Below are 18,864 nucleotides of genomic sequence, written 5' to 3'. Positions count from 1 at the left end.
TCTTGATTGTGTAGTTTTCTTAAACACGGAGGCACGCCAAGGAAGCGCAGAGGTACGCAGAGTTTTCCCAAATTTACAAGTGAGTGTTTGTGAAAGATAGATTATTAACTCATTCATAAAAGCACGGAAGGTAGCCGTGCCTTTATGAATAAGCTAAATTTCAGCTACGGCTCGTTCAATTAATCGACGTGCGAGGGTTTGTGTACCTGTATGTTCGTAGTAATTGGTTGCCACATCTAAGAATCCTGCGAGGTAGTCTAATTTGTCATCGCTAACTTCGACAAAGTTTTGCAAATGGTGAACTACCTTTTGAGGCGTTAAATTGCGTGAGGCAACTAAACCGCTCATCCAACCTTTAACTGAGTCAAAGCTTTCACCGATAAAATTCAATTTGCCAGCAGGATTGTTTCCTGGAATTGCATCTTGAATGCTCTTAAAAGTCGAGTTTTGCTCTAACTCTTGTGGGCTTGTCTGGCTGATCAAAGATAGACCTTTGCTGATAAAGTCAGGGCCAAGGGGTATCAAACCATCAACACAAACTAGCGCTACCATGCGGATTAATGACTCGCCGCTATACTCACCCAAGGAAGCAACGAAGTCTCCAATGCTATCTCCAGGAATACCGTTAATATGACAAAATGCTACCAACTCCGCTACTAATTTCAAGCATAAGTCAATAGTTTGGGCTTTGTCTGGTTTGGGAGTAACAGCGTTGAGAAAGCCCAGCAGAGGAATTTTTTCTCCTACCTTGTTAGCTAAAGCTGCTGCACCAAGAGCTTTATCTGTACTATCAACGGTTTGGTACAGCCACATTGCCCGTTGATATCCTTGAGAGCGATCATTATAGAGATATATTGCCCGTTCACCGATCGCCTGAATGAGACTATCGTCGGTTTCGCCAGTCACGGTTTTAATTGTGTTGACAAAACCAACTACGTTTTGCCACTCACCAGGAGCGACAAAATCTAGAGAGTTAAGCATTGAAACAGTTAAGCCACTGGTTGGCAACTCATCAACCAACTCAAATATTGGTTTACTCACAAAAATCTCCTTATTTATATTTAGTCATTTGTCATTGGTCATTGGTCATGTGTTCTTCGCTAATGACAAATGACTGATGACTGAGGACAATCTTTTATTTCAGTCGTGCTAGCCCGTTGAGATTAAATTTTTGGAGCCAAGCTTCGCGATCGCTGGCTGTAAATGATGGTGAGCGGGAAAGCACTTTCACTTGGTAGCGATTGTTTACCAGTACTGCTGTTTGCGTATTGCCAATTTCCCGCGCTGGATAACCTGCAATTTTTTTAGTGCTGTTTGCATAGCTCGCTGCTGTTGTTGGTGTGCTTGTGGTATCAGAAATAGCCAGCATTGCCATATCTTTGCCGTCTTTTTTCAATTTGGCTTCAGCAAAACCTTTCTTCTCTTGAGTGAATACACGTTCATAACCATTTCCCGCAGGTGGAAAAAATTTGTTAAATTCGCCACCCTGAGTAGCATTTTTAGCAACGGCTTGTCCTGCTTTTTGTCGGCTACTTTCTTGCTGCACTTGATCAAAGCGCCCAGGTTCTTTGGGAGTGCAAGCTGTAGTCAGTACTAATACTGACAATAAAACAACTGCAACAATCTTACGAACACGAAGAAAATTCATGCTTGGCTCCTCTTAATGCTGAAATGAATAAAGGATGAAGTCAGCTATACTGAAGGGAATCAGTAAAAATTATTTCACACTTTTTTGCATCCTTCAGATTCTCTTCAAGGCAATTATCAGCGTTTTGATTGGTCAATACCAGAAAATTCACTTTTTAATAACAGTTGCGTGGAGATTACTAATTTTCTTTGGTTGGCTACTAATTTAGAGCAAAAGTCAGAATTAGAAGCTATTGATAATGCTGCCAAACCCTTACTCTCACTGACTGCGATCAGCAATCACAGCATAGAATGGATCTCCTCCACCAAACCACTGGAGAAAATTAGGAAGCTGACTTGTATGAACAATCACTTCTGGGGTAGTAAATCCAGGATGTGACTGGAAATAGCTTTTGACTAATTCAACTCTAGTTGCTTCTGAACTATTGCGCCACGCTTGAATCGCCTTTTGAAAAAACATTCGGTTAGAGAAGCTGATGATCGCCACACCACCCGGTTTCAGAACACGGTAAATCTCGGAAAAGACTGCCTCAGGATATTGCAAATATTGTACAGAGACACAGTTAAGAACGGCATCAAAATCTTGATCTGGGAGTGGCAACTTGGGATTTGCGTTGAGATCTTGTACAAAATAATGATTTAAGCGGGGATTACGTGCCAGTTCTTCAGCATTAAGTCCGTGTCCTTCCACATGGGCAAACTCTATTTCTTCTGGTAGATGAGATACCCAACTGCTCATCATATCAAGAATACGAGTGTTTGGTTGCAGACGCTGGCGATATAAATCTGTAAGCTGTTGAATAAACCCTTCATCTACATGAGTAACAAAGCGTGGAAAAGAATAAAACAGCTTATCGTCACCTGCGTCTATTTTATTACGTTGATCCGGTCTTAGCAGCATAAAACTCGATTTTAAGAGAATTTTTGCCTATATTTGTTGTATTAACAGGTATTGTGTCGTGAGAAAAATTTATAACTCACAATACATATATTAGAAAATATTAGAAAAAGTCTGAAAAAATAGGGACTGGGGACAAAGAAGAGGACAAGGAGACACGGGGACAAGGGGAGTATAGAAGAAGAATACAGAATATTCTGGCGTCTGGCTCCTGTAGACGCACAGACGCGGTAGATGCGGTAGATGCGGAGCAGCTTCCGTAAGTACAGCTACTTACCCTGCACCGAACCCCTACGGGGAACAGAAGTCGCTAGCTAACGCAACGCCTGACGGTGAACGCGCAAGAGCATAGGTACGGCTTCCCGCAGGGTATTCTATTTAGATAAACCACTCACCAATTCCCTTTTAGTGTATGCAATTAATAATGCCTATATTTAATTAAATGTTGGGCGTTGCATAATTGCGGGATGATTTTGGAATTTGCATCAACCATAATCCCTGCGTCTAGTTGTATTTGCGTCCCCGCGTCAGCCTCAATCATCCCCTTATTCAGTAACGCCAAATGTTATTTAGATTACTTTCTCCCTCAATTTTGCAGCGCTTACTCGTCTGGGCGGGTTTCCCTTACATTAGTCTGCTAATTTGGCTACTACCATTATTACTATTGGGTTCTGGGCAAAGTAGCTTGATGGCGCATGATGAAGGATTGTATGCTTGGCGATCGCGCCGAATGTTTGAGTCTGGTGATTGGATCAATCCTTGGTCAGAACCCCATCATAAAACCCCTGGCCCCTATTGGTTAATAGCCACTTCTTACAATTTGTTTGGTATTAGTGAAACTAGCGTGCGCCTGCCAAGTATGGTTTTCGGTGTTCTGAGCGTGCTAATTCTATACGAAGTTGGGAAAATTCTACTTGGTAAAAAAGTTGGTTGGCTTGCTGCTGCAATTTTGAGCGTAGAATTTCTCTGGTTGCAATATTGTCGTTTAGGCACACCAGATGTGCCGATGATTTTTTTAGTTCTTTTAGCAATTTGGTCTTTACTAAAAGCAGAATTACATTCAAAATATGGCAATTTTTATAGCTTTATTGCTGGTGCTTGTTTTGGTTTAGGCTTTTTAATTAGAAGCTTTATGATTTTCTTGCCGGCGATCGCTTTGTTCCCTTACCTTATTGGCGAACATCGCCGTCATCGGCACCTGAAAAACCCTATGTTGTATTTAGGGTTGACAGTCGGCTTAATTCCTACATTTGTTTGGCTGTGGTTGAGTTTTTTACGCTTTGGCAATGATAGTGGTGCAGAGTTACTCAACTTTGTGTTTAGACTCGGTTCTAACGATCGCCGGGATCACGGAATTTTCTTCTATGTATGGAATGTCCCGATTAAAGCGTTTCCTTGGTTTTTTTTCAGTCTTTTAGGCTTATTTTTAGCTTCTCGTCGTCCCCTACCCCGCTACAATTCCATACTAATTGGCTTTCCCCTAGTTTTATTTGTTGAACTTAGTCTTTTTTCTACTCGTCTACCTCATTACAGTCTTTTGCTTTATCCGTTCATTGCCTTGCTTGCAGCCGTAGGGTTAGATTGGCTAGGTTGGGTGTATGATACCAAATTCAAATCATTTGAAATGAAAGACGCAGAGAATTTCTCAGAAACTTTCTCCGTGTCTCCGTATCTCCGTGCCTCCGTGTCCTCTTATCCTCGCAATCTCAGCTATATTTTTGGTGTATTAGCTATTTTATTATTATTAGCGGGTGCGATCGCTTTGGCTTTAGGTAGTGGCGAGTTCCGCAAGTATGCAATCCTGGCTTTGGCTTTAGGTGGTGGTTGGTTGATTTTGCCTGTTGTGTGGATTTGTCGTTACCGCTTTGGCAAGCAGTCTCTCACTTCTAGTTATTGGCTGGCTGGGTGGTTGATTCCGGCATGGCTGGCTTTGGCTGTGGCTGGTAGTTACGGCTTTTTGAGTGATTACAATCCCGATGTCAGAACTTTTTTGGCACAACCTGCGATCGCTCAAGTTTTACAGCATCATCCCATCCACTTTGTTCAAGTTGGAGGCAAAACTGGAGTATTGCTCAATTTCTACACTCCCCACATCGGAAAACGAGTAGATAAAATTTCTGAATTGCCAACTTCTAGCTATGCTTGGATCTCTGCCAAACAAGCGTCTGAGTCAACCACACCTCATCAGGTGCTTGGAAAGATACAACAATACCAATTGGTTCAAGTGCTGCCGTAGAAGACTTTCCATTTCAAAGGATAATTTTTGCTACATCTTAGCTAAATGCCAGCAGGAATTAAAACTCGTCCAGTGTTACCTAAATTGTTATATTGTTCAAGCACTTTTGTCGCAATATTTTTCCCTTCACCTGCTGCAACTAAAGCCACACAAGCACCACCAAAACCCGCGCCTGTTAATTTTGCGCCAAACACTCCTAGAGTTTTCTGCAACATTTCGACTAAAGTATCAAGTGCAGGTACAGAAACTTCGTAATTATCCCGTAAGCTGGCGTGGGAAGCATTCATTAATTTGCCAAAGTGTTCAGATGATACACCATGCAAAACCTCCAATACACGATTATTTTCCGTCACCACATGATGAGCGCGACGTTGCAAAGGTTCGGGTAAAGCTTTCACTGCGCTACTGTTAGTAACATCTCGCAATGCCTTAACTTTTAGTAATCGCGCTGCCTCTTGGCACTCCGTTCTTCTGTGGTTATATCCGCTACTTGCTAGCGTGCGAGGTATACCACTATCTATCACCACAATTTCTGCTCCAGAAGGGAAAGGTAGCATCCGGCGTTCCAAAGTACGGCTATCTAAAAATAAAATATGTTCCGTGTCACCAAGGCTCGCAGCCATCTGATCCATGATGCCGCATTGCACGCCAGCGTAATGAATTTCTGCTTGCTGTGCAAATTGAGCAATTTCTACATCATCGATCGCAAGATTGAGGAGTTGGCGTAATGCTCGCAGGGTTGCAACTTCCAAAGCCGCACTGCTAGACAAACCTGAACCGATCGGAACCGATGATTTGACGTATAAATTTAGCGATGGTATTGTGTGACCTTTTTGTTGTAAAACTTGGATGCACCCAAAAATATAACTTGTAAATCCCGATGGCGTATACTTAATTTCTAAAATATCTACTCGTTCATCTAAATTTTCCGAATAGAAATGGTGTTGTCCATCAGTACTAAAACCCACCTGTACCGTAGTTCTTTGCGGAATTACTGTTGGCAGAACAAAACCATCATTGTAATCTGTATGTTCGCCTAATAAGTTTACTCTTCCAGGGGCGCTAGCTTCGGCTTCTGGTGGTTTAGCAAATAGTTGTTGGAAATTCATAACCACTTTGTGATGGTGAAATCAGCAAATGTTGAACCTCCATTAATCAATTAAATTTAGGAGACATACAATTGCATATTTTCTTAATTTGCACTTTAAACTCTTAGAGCTAATTTCTAAAGTCTAGCTTAAGTTTATAGGAGGATTTGCAGAAGAACATCATCTAAAATTTCACCACAGCACAGCAGATATAGTAAATAAAGATAAAGGCTTGTTTCTAAAATTAATCTTAAATTTCTAGAATAACTTAACGTAATGTAACGCACCCAAGATTACCTTGGGATGGGTGTAAAATAAAGTAGATTCTTGATATTAAATGAATTTATTTGTTTGCAATTGTTTGGTGATATGAGTGTCACAAACTCATTAAATTAATATTCTTCACAATCCGACATCATCTTATTCTAAAAGCGATTTGGCTTGACCGCTGGTAGATGTGTAGCTTGATGGAGGTAATTACTTTTCAAGAGCAAGAATTGAGCGATCGCTCAAACTTTTCCTCCACCATAGTAATAGCAACAAGAACAAAGTTTAAGGCTCACTGCGGTTATTTTTGCTCTTTTGTGCCGTTTGCTCCACAATTTCAGATGGCACTAAACCTGTACGACGAGCGTCTGACGGTAGCCCGTGAGGCTCCATCATACCTTTGGGTAAGTAAACTAATTCTGGCAACGGAGTCACCATTGGATCTAGGTTCACTTTATAAGGGAGCCTTCCCATCGCCACATTATCGTGGTTCAATTCATGGCGATCGTAGGTGCTAAGTTCGTATTCTTCTGTCATTGATAGACAGTTGGTAGGGCAATATTCAACGCAGTTACCACAGAAAATACAAACACCAAAGTCAATGCTGTAATGCTTGAGTGTTTTCTTTTTAGCTGCTTTGTCAAATTCCCAATCTACTACTGGTAGGTTAATCGGGCAGACGCGAACGCAAACCTCACATGAAATACATTTATCAAATTCAAAGTGAATTCGGCCTCGAAATCGTTCTGAAGGAATCAGTTTTTCGTAAGGATACTGCACCGTAATCGGACGACGTTGCATATGATCGAAAGTAACTGACAGTCCTTGCCCAATATATCTAGCTGCTTGAACAGTTTCTTTCGTGTAGTCGGCAACTTGCTTTAGGAAGTTAAACATTAAGTCCTCCATTTTCAGAGCCGTTAATGAGCACAGTAATCTTTGTGATTAATAGCTTCCTCTGTCGAATGAAAGACTTAAAGTTAAGGTTATTTGTTATTAGGATGACAAAATATTGTTAAAATTTTTTTAGCTAAAGTGTTTTGCAGAAAAATTTTCGGAGATAATGGCTGGGCCATAATTGACCCTTGCCTTCATAAGCAGTGAAATTTAGCTTTCAGTTGTCAATTGCTTATTTGTTATTACCTCACGCACGCGATAAATCGGGCGTCCTTGAGATTCGTGGTAAGTACGCATCAATAACTCAGCCAACAAACCGAAGCAAAATAACTGTACTCCAGTTACCAAAAGGAGTACTGCCAAAATCAATAAAGGGCGATCGCCAATATCTTGATGCAAAGCAAATTTTACCCAAGTCAAGTAAATGCCGATCGCACCTCCTGAAATTATGCTAATTAAGCCCCACAGTCCAAAAACGTGCATTGGGCGGGTGAGGAATTTTTTCATAAAAGCAATGGTTAATAAATCCATCAAGACTCGAAATGTCCGCGACAAACCGTACTTACTACGCCCAAATCGACGGGCATGATGGCGCACAGGTATTTCTGTAATTCTCGCGCCTTCGATATAGGCTAAGGCTGGCAAGAAGCGGTGCAGTTCTCCGTAGAGGTTCATATCAGCCACCAGTTCGGCACGATAGGCTTTGAGCGAACAACCATAGTCATGAATATTCACGCTAGTGACGCGCCGAATTAGCCAATTAGCAATTTTAGAAGGGAGTAAGCGCGTTACCGCAGCATCTTGGCGTGCTTGCCGCCAACCGCTCACTAAATCGTAGCCTTCCTCCAACTTTGCTAATAGCATGGGTATATCCGCAGGATCATTTTGTAAATCGGCATCTAAAGTTACAACTGCTTTGCCGTGGGCGTAATAAAATCCAGCTGCCATTGCCGCAGTTTGACCGTAGTTACGACGTAAAATCACGGCTTTTAAGTCATTACGAATTTGCGCTTGTTCCTTGAGAAACCGATCTGAACCATCCGTGGAACCATCATCGACACAGATAATTTCGTAACTTAAGTGACTACTTTTTAACGTAGAAGCGATCGCCTCCAACAAGTGAGGCAAACTTTCCACTTCATCACGCACAGGCACCACTACAGAGACATCAGGGATGGATAAGGACTTTGTTTCAGATTGTCCAGCCATCCCGTTAGCAATTAATTCACTCCTCATACCTACTTGTGTCCTTTTTTGCTAGGGGTATAGGGAAGGGTATAGGGGTATGGGGGAACGATTTAAATTCACCCATCTGGGTTTTCATGTACCCACATAATTTTTCCTTACACCCAGATACCCTCACACCCTTAAACCCTTTCTTTTGTGACTATGCGTTTCGTAACTCTTCACCACTCTGCCAGCACCACGTAGCTGCTGGTAGTATGACTGACTAACCTCATCGCCTTGTTCCGAGAGAATGTCAATCCCAATACCGTTACGTCCTTTATCTTTCCCAGAACTATGGATGTAACGACCATCCCCTAAATAGAGTCCCACATGAGTGGCTTTTTGGGGAGTCCCAAAGAATATGAGATCGCCTATTTCTAAGTTGGAAATTGTAACTGGCTGGGTGAAAGCTTCCTGCTGGTAAGCGTCTCTCGGTAACCAAATACCAACTGAACAAAAAGCTGCTTGCATCAAACCAGAACAATCGTAATTTGGCCCAACTGTACCACCCCAAAGGTAATAATTAGGCTGTTCCATCGCTTGATGGGCAAAAGCTATTACCTCTGGTAGCATTTTTCTAACTTCAGATTCAGAAAAAGATTTAGCCTGATAGAGTACAGTAGCAGTCTGTAATAAATTTAAATCTGCAACCGATAACCACCCTGGATAATCATCCTCACACAAACATACCTGTACAGATGTTTTATTACCCGTCTGTGCATCCGTTTCAGTTGATGTCACCTGTAAATGTCGTCCTGATGCAGCTTGTGTTGCTAGGCGCGTACATTCGGGAGAATCGTATATGTTTATGTTAGCGAGACACTCGTACTCACCTAAGATGAGATTTTGGATTTTGGATCTGAGATTAAGGGACATCCTACAAGAATAACAATGGCTTTCTTCAATAAAGACGAACAACTCGAACGGTTAGGCAATGCTATTTTAGAGGCTACTTGGACAAAATTTCCGACCTTAGCCCGTAACCAAATTGCCCTAACTTGGATTGTCTACGATCCACCTGTACTAGTAAATACTGGTGGCGCTCTCACTCCAGATGCCTTTTGGAATCATCCCATCCGTGGTTTCACTTATAGAGGTGTTGAGCGAATTTACCCAGCAAGCGTGGTGAAGTTGTTTTATTTAGTAGCGATACAAGAATGGCTAGAGTCAGGAATGTTGCAGACTTCCACTGAGTTAGAAAGAGCCATGCGTGATATGATTGTGGACTCTAGCAATGATGCTACCAGTTTAGTAATAGATGTGCTAACTGGCACAACATCAGGGCCAGAATTACCATCAGGGCCTTTTGAGACATGGAAACTACAACGCAATCTTGTTAACCGTTATTATCAGTCTTTGGGGTGGGCGGAAATGGAAACGATTAACGCCTGCCAAAAAACCTGGTGTGATGGGCCATACGGACGCGAACGCGTATTTTACGGTCAGTTACTAGAAAATCGCAATATGCTGACAACAAATGCTACCGCTAGATTATTGCACAGTATTGTCGGGGGAGTGGCAGTGTCTGGTGGGCGATCGCAATCAATGATGGCTCTACTCAAACGCAGTCTGAACCCTGATGAATTGCCCAAGGATGTTGAAGAAGATCAGGTTACAGGTTTTCTAGGCGGTGGACTTCCCCAAACAGCACAAATTTGGTCAAAGGCAGGTTGGACTAGTCAAGTTCGCCATGATGTAGCGTATATTGAAATACCAGATTGCCGCCCCTACCTCTTAGTAGTATTCATTGAAGGCAAAGCAAACGCTAAGAACCACGACATCCTGCCTTTTATTTCTCAGAGTTTTGTAGAAACCGTTGCCAATATGGCATAGTGAAGAGCTAGTTTTTTGCCTAGATCCCCGACTTCCTTTAAGAAGTCGGGGATCTGATTTTTAGTAAATATAAGAGGTGCGTTGCGCTTGGCAACAAAACACCTTACTGTTCCCCGTTCCTTTTTCATCATGCGTCTTTTGAAAGTCCTAAAAGCGAAGTTCGATCTCCCTCTAAAATTTTGGATTATTGCTCTGATTGCCTTTATTAACTCAGTCAGTTTCACAATTATTATTCCCATTCTTTATCCCTACGCCAAACAATTTGGATTGAGCGATTTTCAAGCCAGTTTGCTCACTACAGGTTACGCGATCGCTCAATTCATAGCTACTCCTGTTTTAGGGCGCTTTTCTGACTTGATGGGACGCAAGCCGCTTCTTGTCATCAGTCTCGTGGGAACCGTGATCGCGAATTTGCTCGCCAGCTTTGCACCTGTTGCCTGGTTACTTTTTGCCGCTAGGATTTTCGATGGTTTGACAGGAGGAAACACTTCCATTACTAGAGCTATTATTACTGACACGACTGCACCAGGCGATCGCGCTAAAGCATTTGGCTTACTTGATGCTGCTTTTCGCTTAGGATTTGTTACAGGGCCTGCTATTAGTTACTTTGCTCAATTGTTACCGACTTTTCCGGGAGTTTCTTCACTAGGGATGAGCTTTTTTGCCGGAGCCATTATTGCCTTTTTAGCTGTTGTTCTAACTTGGTTACTACTGCCAGAAACCTTACCACAAAAACAGAAATTGCAACTGAGTTGGCAAATGTTTGGTTTCAGTAAAATCTTTCAGTCTGCATTGCATCCAAAGCTTGGTCAGGCATTTGTGCTAACGTTTTTTAGCGGCTTTACATTTACACTCTTCACCTTTGCCTTTCAACCCTTCTTCCTCAAGGTTCTCAATCAAGATGCCCAAACTTTGGCGATCGTATTTACACTCATTGGCGTAGTGGGCGTGCTTACACAAATTTTTGCTGTCGAACCCCTGACAAAAAGGTTCAATCTTGCCAATATTCTGGCTGTGGCAATTGCTGGACGAGCCGCAGTTTTTCTACTAATTCCCCTCTTTCCTGTTTTTCCTGCGTTCGTTGTCTTAGTGTGTCTTTTGGGTATCACCAATTCGTTTCCGATCCCACTGATCAGTGCTATCTTATCTATCAATAGCAGCGATCGCGAACAAGGTGAAGTTCAAGGAATCAATGCATCTTACTTAAGTATCTCTACTGCGATGGGCCCTGCTGTGGCAGGTTTACTCGTCAGTATTAGCTATAGCACTCCTTTTTGGGTAACTGGGGTTCTCACACTGTTAACAGCAGGATTTGCCCTGAGTCTCAAATCATCGGTTCATTGTGGTAGAAAGACGAGGGGCTAGAGAAAAGAGATTCTTATTGGCTATTTGTATGATTTATCGCATGACAGTTTCTCTTAAAAAAGGGTGTAGGGAAGAAATTTTTATAGCAATGCCCAATGCCCTTTTTCATATTTAGTGAGTTCATTACGACTGTTTTGTTGTGCTAGTTCCTCAAGATTTGCTGATGTTATCTATAAGTTCTTGTAAAACCAGATTACCATCTCGAAATACCGACCAGCCATCACCTACCAGTACAGCCTCTATTTCCTTTATCTTTGCTAATCTCTGAACTGAAGCAACAGCTTTTGCTCGATTAGAAAGTTTCCCATCTGGTAAAATCATTAAACTGCCCCCTTGATGTGCTCGTACCAAGTCACCAGTAATTAGGGTTGTTTTTTCTAAAAGCAATGCTAACTCACCTGGGGTCTTTGAGCCATGTAACTCCAGTACCTGCAATCCTGGTACTAACTCATCACCTTCAGCAAGCCAGCGATCGCACTTAATCGGAAAATAGTCTTTTTCAGCGATGGGGCCTGCTATTTTGGCACTAAAAGAATTAGCGATTTGCTTGGCAGCACGTACATGATCGGAGTTGGTAATAACGATCCAACTCGCACCACCCAAGGAATTAAGATGTTTCCAGTCATAGCTCGATAAACGTAATGGATCTATAACAATATTTCCCTGGGGACGAATCCAAGCAACGCTATTGAAATCTACATTGCGTTCTTCATCGAAGCTCGACCATCCATATAAGTCAGAACGGTGTAGTAATTTCATAAACATAGATTTTTGAATCGCTCCTTTGCCAGCATACACTGCAATGGCATATTGGAGCGGGCAGTTTGTGGAAATTTTGTGGGCTGAGTTACGGCTAGATTAAAGATTTGAGAGTTTGAAAGAGCGAGAACTAGCCGTAACGCACCGCTTCAAAACACCCTACAAATTACTAAATAATACCAATTCTCCAAATTAAGGCTACACATAGTTTGTAGTAGCGCTTAAGCGCAATTACAAACCTTATTTCCATCCGTAGCCAAAATTTAGGGAAATTGTATAAGAGGTATCTTGTTGCATGAAAGTTGCATATAACTTTACGAGATGATCGTTTTTTGAAATTATCAATTTTAGTTCATGAGATTGACTTTACATTTTGGCTTGCTTTGTGCTAGTGGTGTGTGTCCCACTAGCTTTTTTCTTTGCAACTTCAGCGGAAATTTTTTGATGCCAAAGACAAATTACCAGGTGTTGCATGAAAATTGCATATCACTTTACATAAATTTTAGTCTCTGGAATTCTAATTTTTAGACCATGATTCCTCAATAACTTCCAATTGGCTTTACTGTTAGTCAGTAGTATTTCTTCTACTGGCTTTTTTATTAAGAAATTAGTTAATTTTCTTTTCCTAGTAAAGGCCCGCCCAATCGCACTTGAGGAGGAACTCCATCTGCAAATTGCTTAAAATTTTCCATAAACATTTCTGCAAGTTTATAAGCCTGGATATCGTAAGTATCAGGATCACTCCAAGTCAAGCGAGGAGTCAGTAACTTCTCAGATACCCCAGGACAGCGAACTGGGACATGGAAACCAAACACCGGATCAACTTTCGTGGGTATTTCGTCTAATGCGCCACTGAGGGCTGCTGTTAACATAGCGCGAGTCTGTTTGATGGGGATGCGCTCTCCTACACCATAAGAGCCACCTGTCCAACCTGTATTGACGAGCCACACTTTTACTTTATGATGTTCAATTTTTTGCCCCAACAAAGCCGCATAAACACTGGGGTGCAAAGCCATAAAAGGTGCGCCGAAGCAGGCACTGAAGACAGCTTGAGGCTCGTGTCCCAACCCTTTTTCTGTTCCGGCTACCTTCGCTGTATAGCCACTTAAAAAGTGATACATCGCCTGTTCATTAGTCAATCGGGCGATTGGTGGCAATACTCCCAGAGCGTCAGCTGTGAGGAAAATAATGTTCCGCGGATGACCAGTCATTCCAGTGGAGCTGGCGTTGCTAATATATTCAATTGGGTAAGCTCCACGGGTATTTTCTGTAAGACTGGCATCATTTAAATCTAAATGCCTGGTGATAGGGTTAATCACAACATTTTCTAGAATGCTGCCAAAGCGTTGCGTTGTTTGATAAATTTCCGGTTCTGCTTCCCTAGATAAGCGAATTAACTTGGCATAACAGCCACCCTCAAAATTGAAGATGCCGCGATCGCTCCAACCATGTTCATCATCACCAATCAGCGTGCGCTTTGAGTCAGCAGAAAGAGTTGTTTTACCCGTACCAGACAATCCAAAAAACAAAGCCACATCCCCACTTTGCCCAACGTTGGCAGCACAATGCATCGGCAGGACGTGATGGTGAGGTAGCAGATAATTAAGGGTTGTAAATATAGATTTTTTAATCTCACCAGCATAACTGGTGCCACCAATCAAAATTAATTTACGGGCGAAATTTAAGACAATAAAGACATCCGAATGGGTGCCATCAATTTCTGGTTTGGCATGGAAGTTGGGCAAAGCAATGACAGTAAAATCAGGCAAAAAACTGGCGAGATCTTGCCGCGATGGTTCAATAAATAGATTGCGGACAAAGATACTATGCCATGCTGTCTCGGTAATGAAGCGAACCGACAGCTGATAGTTGGGGTCAGCACCAGCATAGTAATCTTGAATAAACAGATCTCGTCCTTGCATATATGCCAACATTCTTGCGTGTAGAGCCTCAAAACGATGCTCGCTGATGGGATAATTTACCTTTCCCCACCAAATCTCATTTGCACTGCTAGATTCACGAACAATGAATTTGTCATTTGGCGATCGCCCTGTATGTTGACCGGTACGCACAACAAATGGCCCTTCAGCTGCCATCACTCCCTCTTGCCGTCGAATCGCTTCTTCATAGAGGGCTGGAGTCGAAAGATTCCAGTAGACATTACCAGGGTTGAGGATATCTTGCTCTTCTAGAGCATAGTTGCTGTGCATCACATTTCCAGGCATTGCCGATTCCATAGAATTGCCATTTAGTAACGGCACACCGTCAAGCCAGGTCTGTACAAATATATTTTCTGTCATTGCCCGATTTTTCGTTATTCAATGCTGTACTAAGCCAAAGATAGCCCTTCCTTCACAAACTTGCTTCTGTACCTTCTTGTTTGATAGCGACATAACATTTCTACCATTGCAGCGGTGTTTTCCAATATCGCAATGCAACAGAAAATTATGCTTATCTCCATCCAAAATAGAGGAAATTATTTTTAATTTTATTTTTTGATTGGCTACTACTACTACGCTAAGAAAAAAATGTGAGGAAGTTGTGAGAAAGGAGTAATTCTTTATATAAAGTTTTATGGATATAAGGCTCAAAAGAGCGATCGCACTACAATACATCTGCTTACTGGTGATGATAGAAACTACAGCAAAATTCTTGCACTGATAAGATACGGTTAACCGTACATAAGTTTGGGCGGTGAGTTTTCACTACAAAGCTAAGGGTTATCAACACAAGACTTTTATGTGCAAATTTGTCATGATTAATATTGTTAGTTATAGGACATTCTCAATGGGCAAGAGATTTTTTACTCAGCTCTTAGTAGACAATATTCGTAAAGTTTTCCGTAACACTAAATATCGCTGGTTTGCAGTCATTGCTGGCTTAGTATACTTAATCAGCCCGTTGGACATTTCACCGGATGTTGTCCCTTTTTTGGGATGGATTGATGATGGGCTGGTTGCTAGCTTAATTGTTGCAGAAGTTTCCCAAATTATTGCAGAAAAACGTAAAAATCGTCAAAAAGACAATTCTGCGACCTCACATTCCACTCAAACATCTACTGTAATTGATGCCAACGCTGTATCTTTAAACTAATCAGTAGTGGATATCAAGACTAGAAGCAAAATATCCAACTTGTTGAAAATTACAGTCACTGAGCTTTTTGCACAAAATATAAGTAAATAGCACGGAGTTGGATTATCTCTAGCTCCGATTGTTTTTTTAAATTAGGTTATCAAAGAATGAAAAACATAATATCAACAGCTTTAAATTGCTGGTTAAAAAGCCCTCAAAAATCTGTTTTGCTGTTCGATTCAATTGCTGCCGCTAATGAAATTGCCTTTATGCTCAAAGGTGATTGGGATGGCTGCAATGGTGTGATCGTTTCTAAATGTGATGAGGTAGCTATTAATACTGCTACTAATCTGATGGAAGCTACATGGTGTTATCAAGGTGCTTGGGTTGCTGTTTCACAGCGATTGACAACAGATGAACTTTTGCGTCGTTATGCAATCGGAGAAAGACATTTTATTAATGCTAATTTGAGATCTGCCAAGCTCTGTTCGCTTGTTTTGAGTGAAGTAAATTTAAGTAGAGCGAAATTAAATTTGGCTAATTTCAGTGGAACTAATCTTAGTCAGGCAGACTTAACAGCAGCAGATATACAAGATGCTAATTTAAGCGATACTAACTTGAGTCAGTCACAGTTGGTTAGAGCTAATTTAATCTCAGCAAATTTATCACGGGCAAATCTAAGAGGAGCAAATTTAAGTCATGCTTGCTTAAGTAACGCCAATTTAAGTGAGGCAGATTTGAGAGGGGCAAATCTCTCCCAAGTAGACTTAAAAGGGGCGAATTTGAGTGGGGTGCTTTTTGATAATTGTTGATAAGTCTAAGATCCCCGACTTTTTAATAAGAAGTCGGGGATCTGTGTTTTTAGTACAGGTGCATCCTACCGCAGACAGGTTAATTGGCAGAGTTTTCAGTAAATAAGAGTAATCTTAAGGTAGAAATAGAAACTTTACTTTTGATTGATGAGCCTTTTGCAGATATTCGACAAAATCTGGCTGTAGCCACAAAGGTTCATCTTCTCCAGGAAATGAATAAAAGAAGCGATCGCGATTTATCAGCACAAGCCGCTAAAATTCAGCAAGAACAAAATATAGAAAATATACCAGAGTCACCACATGGATGGGAAAACCTGAAGTGGCTTGGGCCAAGTTTTTTATGGATGCTTTCGGCTGCGGGTTCTGGTGAATTGCTATTTACACCTAGAATTGCCGCATTCTATGGTTACTCTCTACTGTGGGCGTTACTTGCTGCTGTGATCCTGAAATGGTTTATTAATGGTGAGGTAGGCCGCTTTTCAGTTTGTACTGGTGCAACTATCCTAGAAGGTTTCAAGCAACTTCCTGGGCCAAAAAACTGGGCTATTTGGCTGATATTGCTACCGCAGTTAGTGGTAGCGATTTCTACTGTTGCTGGGCTGGCAGGAGCCGCTGCTACGGCAATGATTTTGGTTACTGGAGGAGGTGTCCAACTATGGACAGTAATCATCATCGTTGTCACGGCGGCAATTGTTTTGTTTGGACAATACAACGTAGTAGAGAAGATTTCTTCTTATGTAGGAATTGCTCGCACGGTGGCAGTGGTAACAGCTGCTATTCTTGTTTTTCCTAGTGTTCGTCAACTAGTAGCCGGATTAATACCGCAAATACCTCAAAATATACAGTATCAAGAAATACTACCTTGGTTGGGCTTTATGCTAGCTGGAGCAGCCGGGTTAATGTGGTATTCCTACTGGGTTGAAGCCAGAGGTTACGGTGCTGCTAGTGTTAAAGGAAAAGAAAGTATAAACCCCAAACAACTCAACCAGGAGCAAAAAAAGAAATTACGTGGCTGGTTAAATCTAATGGCTATATCCAACACCTTAGCTGTAGTTGGTGCGCTTTTAGCAGCATTATCTTTCCTGATTCTTGGTGGTGAATTGCTGCGTCCACTGGGAATTGTACCACAAGAAAATCAGGTAGCAGAAACTCTGGGAAGACTACTAGGCGACCTTTGGGGGCCGTTTGGCTTCTGGTTTATGGTGGCGATTGTTTTTATCACCTTTTGTAGTACTGTTCTCTCAGTAGAAGATGGTTTTGGACGGATGTTTGCCGATGGTACGCAGATTATTCTTCAAGGTTTTGGTGTGCGGGGATGGTGGACTAACGAGAAGTTCTTGCAGCGTGTTTACATTGTAGTTCTACTGGTGATTTTACCAATTGCTGTTTATTTGTTCTTCGGTCAACCTGTTGGTTTGCTGCAAACAGCAGGCGCAATTGAAGCTGCTCATATTCCCATTGTTACCGGACTTACGCTCTTCCTCAACCAGCGAATGCTGCCAAAGGAACTACAACCATCGAAAGTAATTTTTGCTGGTACAGCGATCGCGGGAATATTTTTTGCGGTATTTGCATTGATCTATCTTTTACAACTACTTGGAGCATTCTGAAGACATTACACAACACGCAATCAACAGGGACTGCAACTGATACGGAGAAAAATTTATGGTTAAAATTGGCTATCACGCTTCCCACGAACAATTCAAACCCAGCGAACTGTTGAGATATGTGCAGATGGCAGAACAAGCAGGCTTTGGCCTTGCTCTGTCTTCTGATCACTTCCACCCTTGGAGTGAAGAACAAGGACAAAGCGGCTTTGCTTGGTCGTGGCTGGGTGCGGCAATGCAAGCAACTCCCCAGCTTTCCTACCGTGTTGTCTGCGCTCCTGGACAACGCTATCATCCTGCGATTATAGCTCAAGCCGCGGCAACCCTAGCAGAAATGTTCCCCAACCGCTTTTGGCTAACAGTAGGTAGCGGTCAGGCAGTGAATGAACAAATCACAGCAGATAAATGGCCTTGTAAAAGCGATCGCAATACCCGCCTCAAAGAGTGTGTTGATATTATCCGCGCTCTTTGGGCTGGGGAAACCGTTACTCATCACGGTTTGGTTTGTGTTGAAGAGGCAAAACTTTATACTCGTCCACAAACTCCTCCTCTAATTATTGGTGCTGCTGTTACTGCAAAAACGGCAGAATGGTTGGGGAGTTGGGCTGATGGATTAATTACAATCTCTCACCCACTAGAAGAATTGCAAAAAGTGGTTGATGCTTTTCGCCGTGGAGGTGGAGAAGGAAAGCCAATGATCTTAAAAGTTCAACTTTCTTATGATCGCGACGAAGAAACTGCAAAACAAAAAGCACATCAACAGTGGCGCAACAACATTTTCAAGAATATCGTCATGACAGAACTGCGAACTCCCCAGCAGTTTGATGCCGCTGGAGAGTTTGTCAAACCAGAGGAACTCTACGAACACATCCGCATCTCAGCTGACTGCAACCAGCATATTGAGTGGTTGCAAAATTACATTGAATTGGGTTTTGATGAACTAATTCTGCACAATGTTAACCGTGAGCAGCAGCAGTTTATTGAGGTTTTTAGCGAAAAGGTTTTGCCAGCTTTGGTGTAAAATGCAAGGGGCTAGTAACAGAAAATACAAAATTTTCATACTTAGAGTTTTTCGCCGCGATCGCATTGATAGAGGATTCAAGTATTTATAGATAGTATTTGCTAGTTAATGCCAGTTTGAACAAAATAATTTTTA

16 protein-coding genes are annotated in these 18,864 nt (G+C 41.9%); 7 read left to right on the top strand and 9 right to left on the bottom strand.

Annotation, left to right across the window (positions count from 1 at the left end; translation table 11 throughout):
- Positions 1 to 153: 153 nt before the first annotated feature.
- The 3 genes from U2718_RS04600 to U2718_RS04590 all read right to left on the bottom strand — a co-directional run bounded on the left by U2718_RS04600 (position 154) and on the right by U2718_RS04590 (position 2,548).
- Positions 154 to 1,041 carry a hypothetical protein gene (locus U2718_RS04600; RefSeq protein ID WP_341995488.1) on the bottom strand — a complete coding sequence of 296 codons (888 nt, stop codon included), beginning with the start codon at positions 1,039 to 1,041 and terminating at the stop codon, positions 154 to 156.
- A 94-nt stretch (positions 1,042 to 1,135) separates the two neighbouring features.
- A complete protein-coding gene (locus tag U2718_RS04595) occupies positions 1,136 to 1,648 on the bottom strand; it encodes a hypothetical protein (protein ID WP_341995486.1) in 513 nt (170 codons plus the stop codon).
- Between the two features lie 258 nt (positions 1,649 to 1,906).
- Positions 1,907 to 2,548, bottom strand: coding sequence for a class I SAM-dependent methyltransferase (locus U2718_RS04590; RefSeq protein WP_341995485.1), 642 nt, complete (start codon positions 2,546 to 2,548; stop codon positions 1,907 to 1,909).
- Between the two features lie 559 nt (positions 2,549 to 3,107).
- Between U2718_RS04590 and U2718_RS04585 the strand changes: the two genes are divergently transcribed.
- Positions 3,108 to 4,781: a glycosyltransferase family 39 protein gene (locus U2718_RS04585; RefSeq protein ID WP_341995484.1), complete on the top strand. Its 1,674-nt coding sequence runs from the start codon at positions 3,108 to 3,110 to the stop codon at positions 4,779 to 4,781.
- Positions 4,782 to 4,822: 41 nt separating this feature from the next.
- Here U2718_RS04585 and galK read toward each other — a convergent pair whose 3' ends face one another.
- The 4 genes from galK to U2718_RS04565 form a co-directional block, all read right to left on the bottom strand.
- Positions 4,823 to 5,890, bottom strand: coding sequence for a galactokinase (gene galK, locus U2718_RS04580; RefSeq protein WP_341995482.1), 1,068 nt, complete (start codon positions 5,888 to 5,890; stop codon positions 4,823 to 4,825).
- Between the two features lie 531 nt (positions 5,891 to 6,421).
- Positions 6,422 to 7,033, bottom strand: a complete 612-nt coding sequence (gene ndhI, locus U2718_RS04575) for an NAD(P)H-quinone oxidoreductase subunit I (RefSeq protein ID WP_341995480.1) — start codon at positions 7,031 to 7,033, stop codon at positions 6,422 to 6,424.
- A 210-nt stretch (positions 7,034 to 7,243) separates the two neighbouring features.
- Positions 7,244 to 8,269, bottom strand: a complete 1,026-nt coding sequence (locus U2718_RS04570) for a glycosyltransferase family 2 protein (RefSeq protein ID WP_341995478.1) — start codon at positions 8,267 to 8,269, stop codon at positions 7,244 to 7,246.
- A 123-nt stretch (positions 8,270 to 8,392) separates the two neighbouring features.
- Complete coding sequence (locus U2718_RS04565) at positions 8,393 to 9,136, bottom strand: C40 family peptidase (RefSeq protein ID WP_341995477.1); 744 nt, start codon at positions 9,134 to 9,136, stop codon at positions 8,393 to 8,395.
- A 15-nt stretch (positions 9,137 to 9,151) separates the two neighbouring features.
- On the opposite strand from U2718_RS04565, the gene U2718_RS04560 reads away from it, so the two are divergent.
- Together U2718_RS04560 and U2718_RS04555 are read left to right on the top strand one after the other, a co-directional pair.
- On the top strand, positions 9,152 to 10,093 hold the full coding sequence (locus tag U2718_RS04560; RefSeq protein ID WP_341995475.1) for a serine hydrolase: 942 nt from the start codon (positions 9,152 to 9,154) through the stop codon (positions 10,091 to 10,093).
- 87 nt (positions 10,094 to 10,180) lie between these two features.
- On the top strand, positions 10,181 to 11,458 hold the full coding sequence (locus U2718_RS04555; RefSeq protein WP_341995474.1) for an MFS transporter: 1,278 nt from the start codon (positions 10,181 to 10,183) through the stop codon (positions 11,456 to 11,458).
- Positions 11,459 to 11,608: 150 nt separating this feature from the next.
- Here U2718_RS04555 and U2718_RS04550 read toward each other — a convergent pair whose 3' ends face one another.
- Positions 11,609 to 12,217: an MBL fold metallo-hydrolase gene (locus tag U2718_RS04550; protein WP_341995472.1), complete on the bottom strand. Its 609-nt coding sequence runs from the start codon at positions 12,215 to 12,217 to the stop codon at positions 11,609 to 11,611.
- 611 nt (positions 12,218 to 12,828) lie between these two features.
- A complete protein-coding gene (locus U2718_RS04545; RefSeq protein WP_341995471.1) occupies positions 12,829 to 14,517 on the bottom strand; it encodes a phosphoenolpyruvate carboxykinase in 1,689 nt (562 codons plus the stop codon).
- Positions 14,518 to 15,004: 487 nt separating this feature from the next.
- On the opposite strand from U2718_RS04545, the gene U2718_RS04540 reads away from it, so the two are divergent.
- The 4 genes from U2718_RS04540 to U2718_RS04525 all read left to right on the top strand — a co-directional run bounded on the left by U2718_RS04540 (position 15,005) and on the right by U2718_RS04525 (position 18,729).
- Positions 15,005 to 15,310, top strand: coding sequence for a YkvA family protein (locus U2718_RS04540; protein WP_411813226.1), 306 nt, complete (start codon positions 15,005 to 15,007; stop codon positions 15,308 to 15,310).
- 146 nt (positions 15,311 to 15,456) lie between these two features.
- Positions 15,457 to 16,101 carry a pentapeptide repeat-containing protein gene (locus tag U2718_RS04535; RefSeq protein ID WP_341995468.1) on the top strand — a complete coding sequence of 215 codons (645 nt, stop codon included), beginning with the start codon at positions 15,457 to 15,459 and terminating at the stop codon, positions 16,099 to 16,101.
- A gap of 212 nt (positions 16,102 to 16,313) precedes the next feature.
- Positions 16,314 to 17,711: an Nramp family divalent metal transporter gene (locus tag U2718_RS04530; protein WP_341995737.1), complete on the top strand. Its 1,398-nt coding sequence runs from the start codon at positions 16,314 to 16,316 to the stop codon at positions 17,709 to 17,711.
- 55 nt (positions 17,712 to 17,766) lie between these two features.
- Entirely contained in the window at positions 17,767 to 18,729 is a 963-nt protein-coding gene (locus tag U2718_RS04525; RefSeq protein WP_341995467.1) for a TIGR03885 family FMN-dependent LLM class oxidoreductase, read from the top strand.
- The last annotated feature ends 135 nt before the right edge of the window (positions 18,730 to 18,864 follow it).

The organism is Chlorogloeopsis sp. ULAP02 (genome assembly GCF_038404745.2).
Classification (GTDB): domain Bacteria; phylum Cyanobacteriota; class Cyanobacteriia; order Cyanobacteriales; family Nostocaceae; genus Chlorogloeopsis.
Note: the sequence above shows the minus strand (reverse complement) of the source record. Positions and strands in the feature narration are given on the sequence as shown.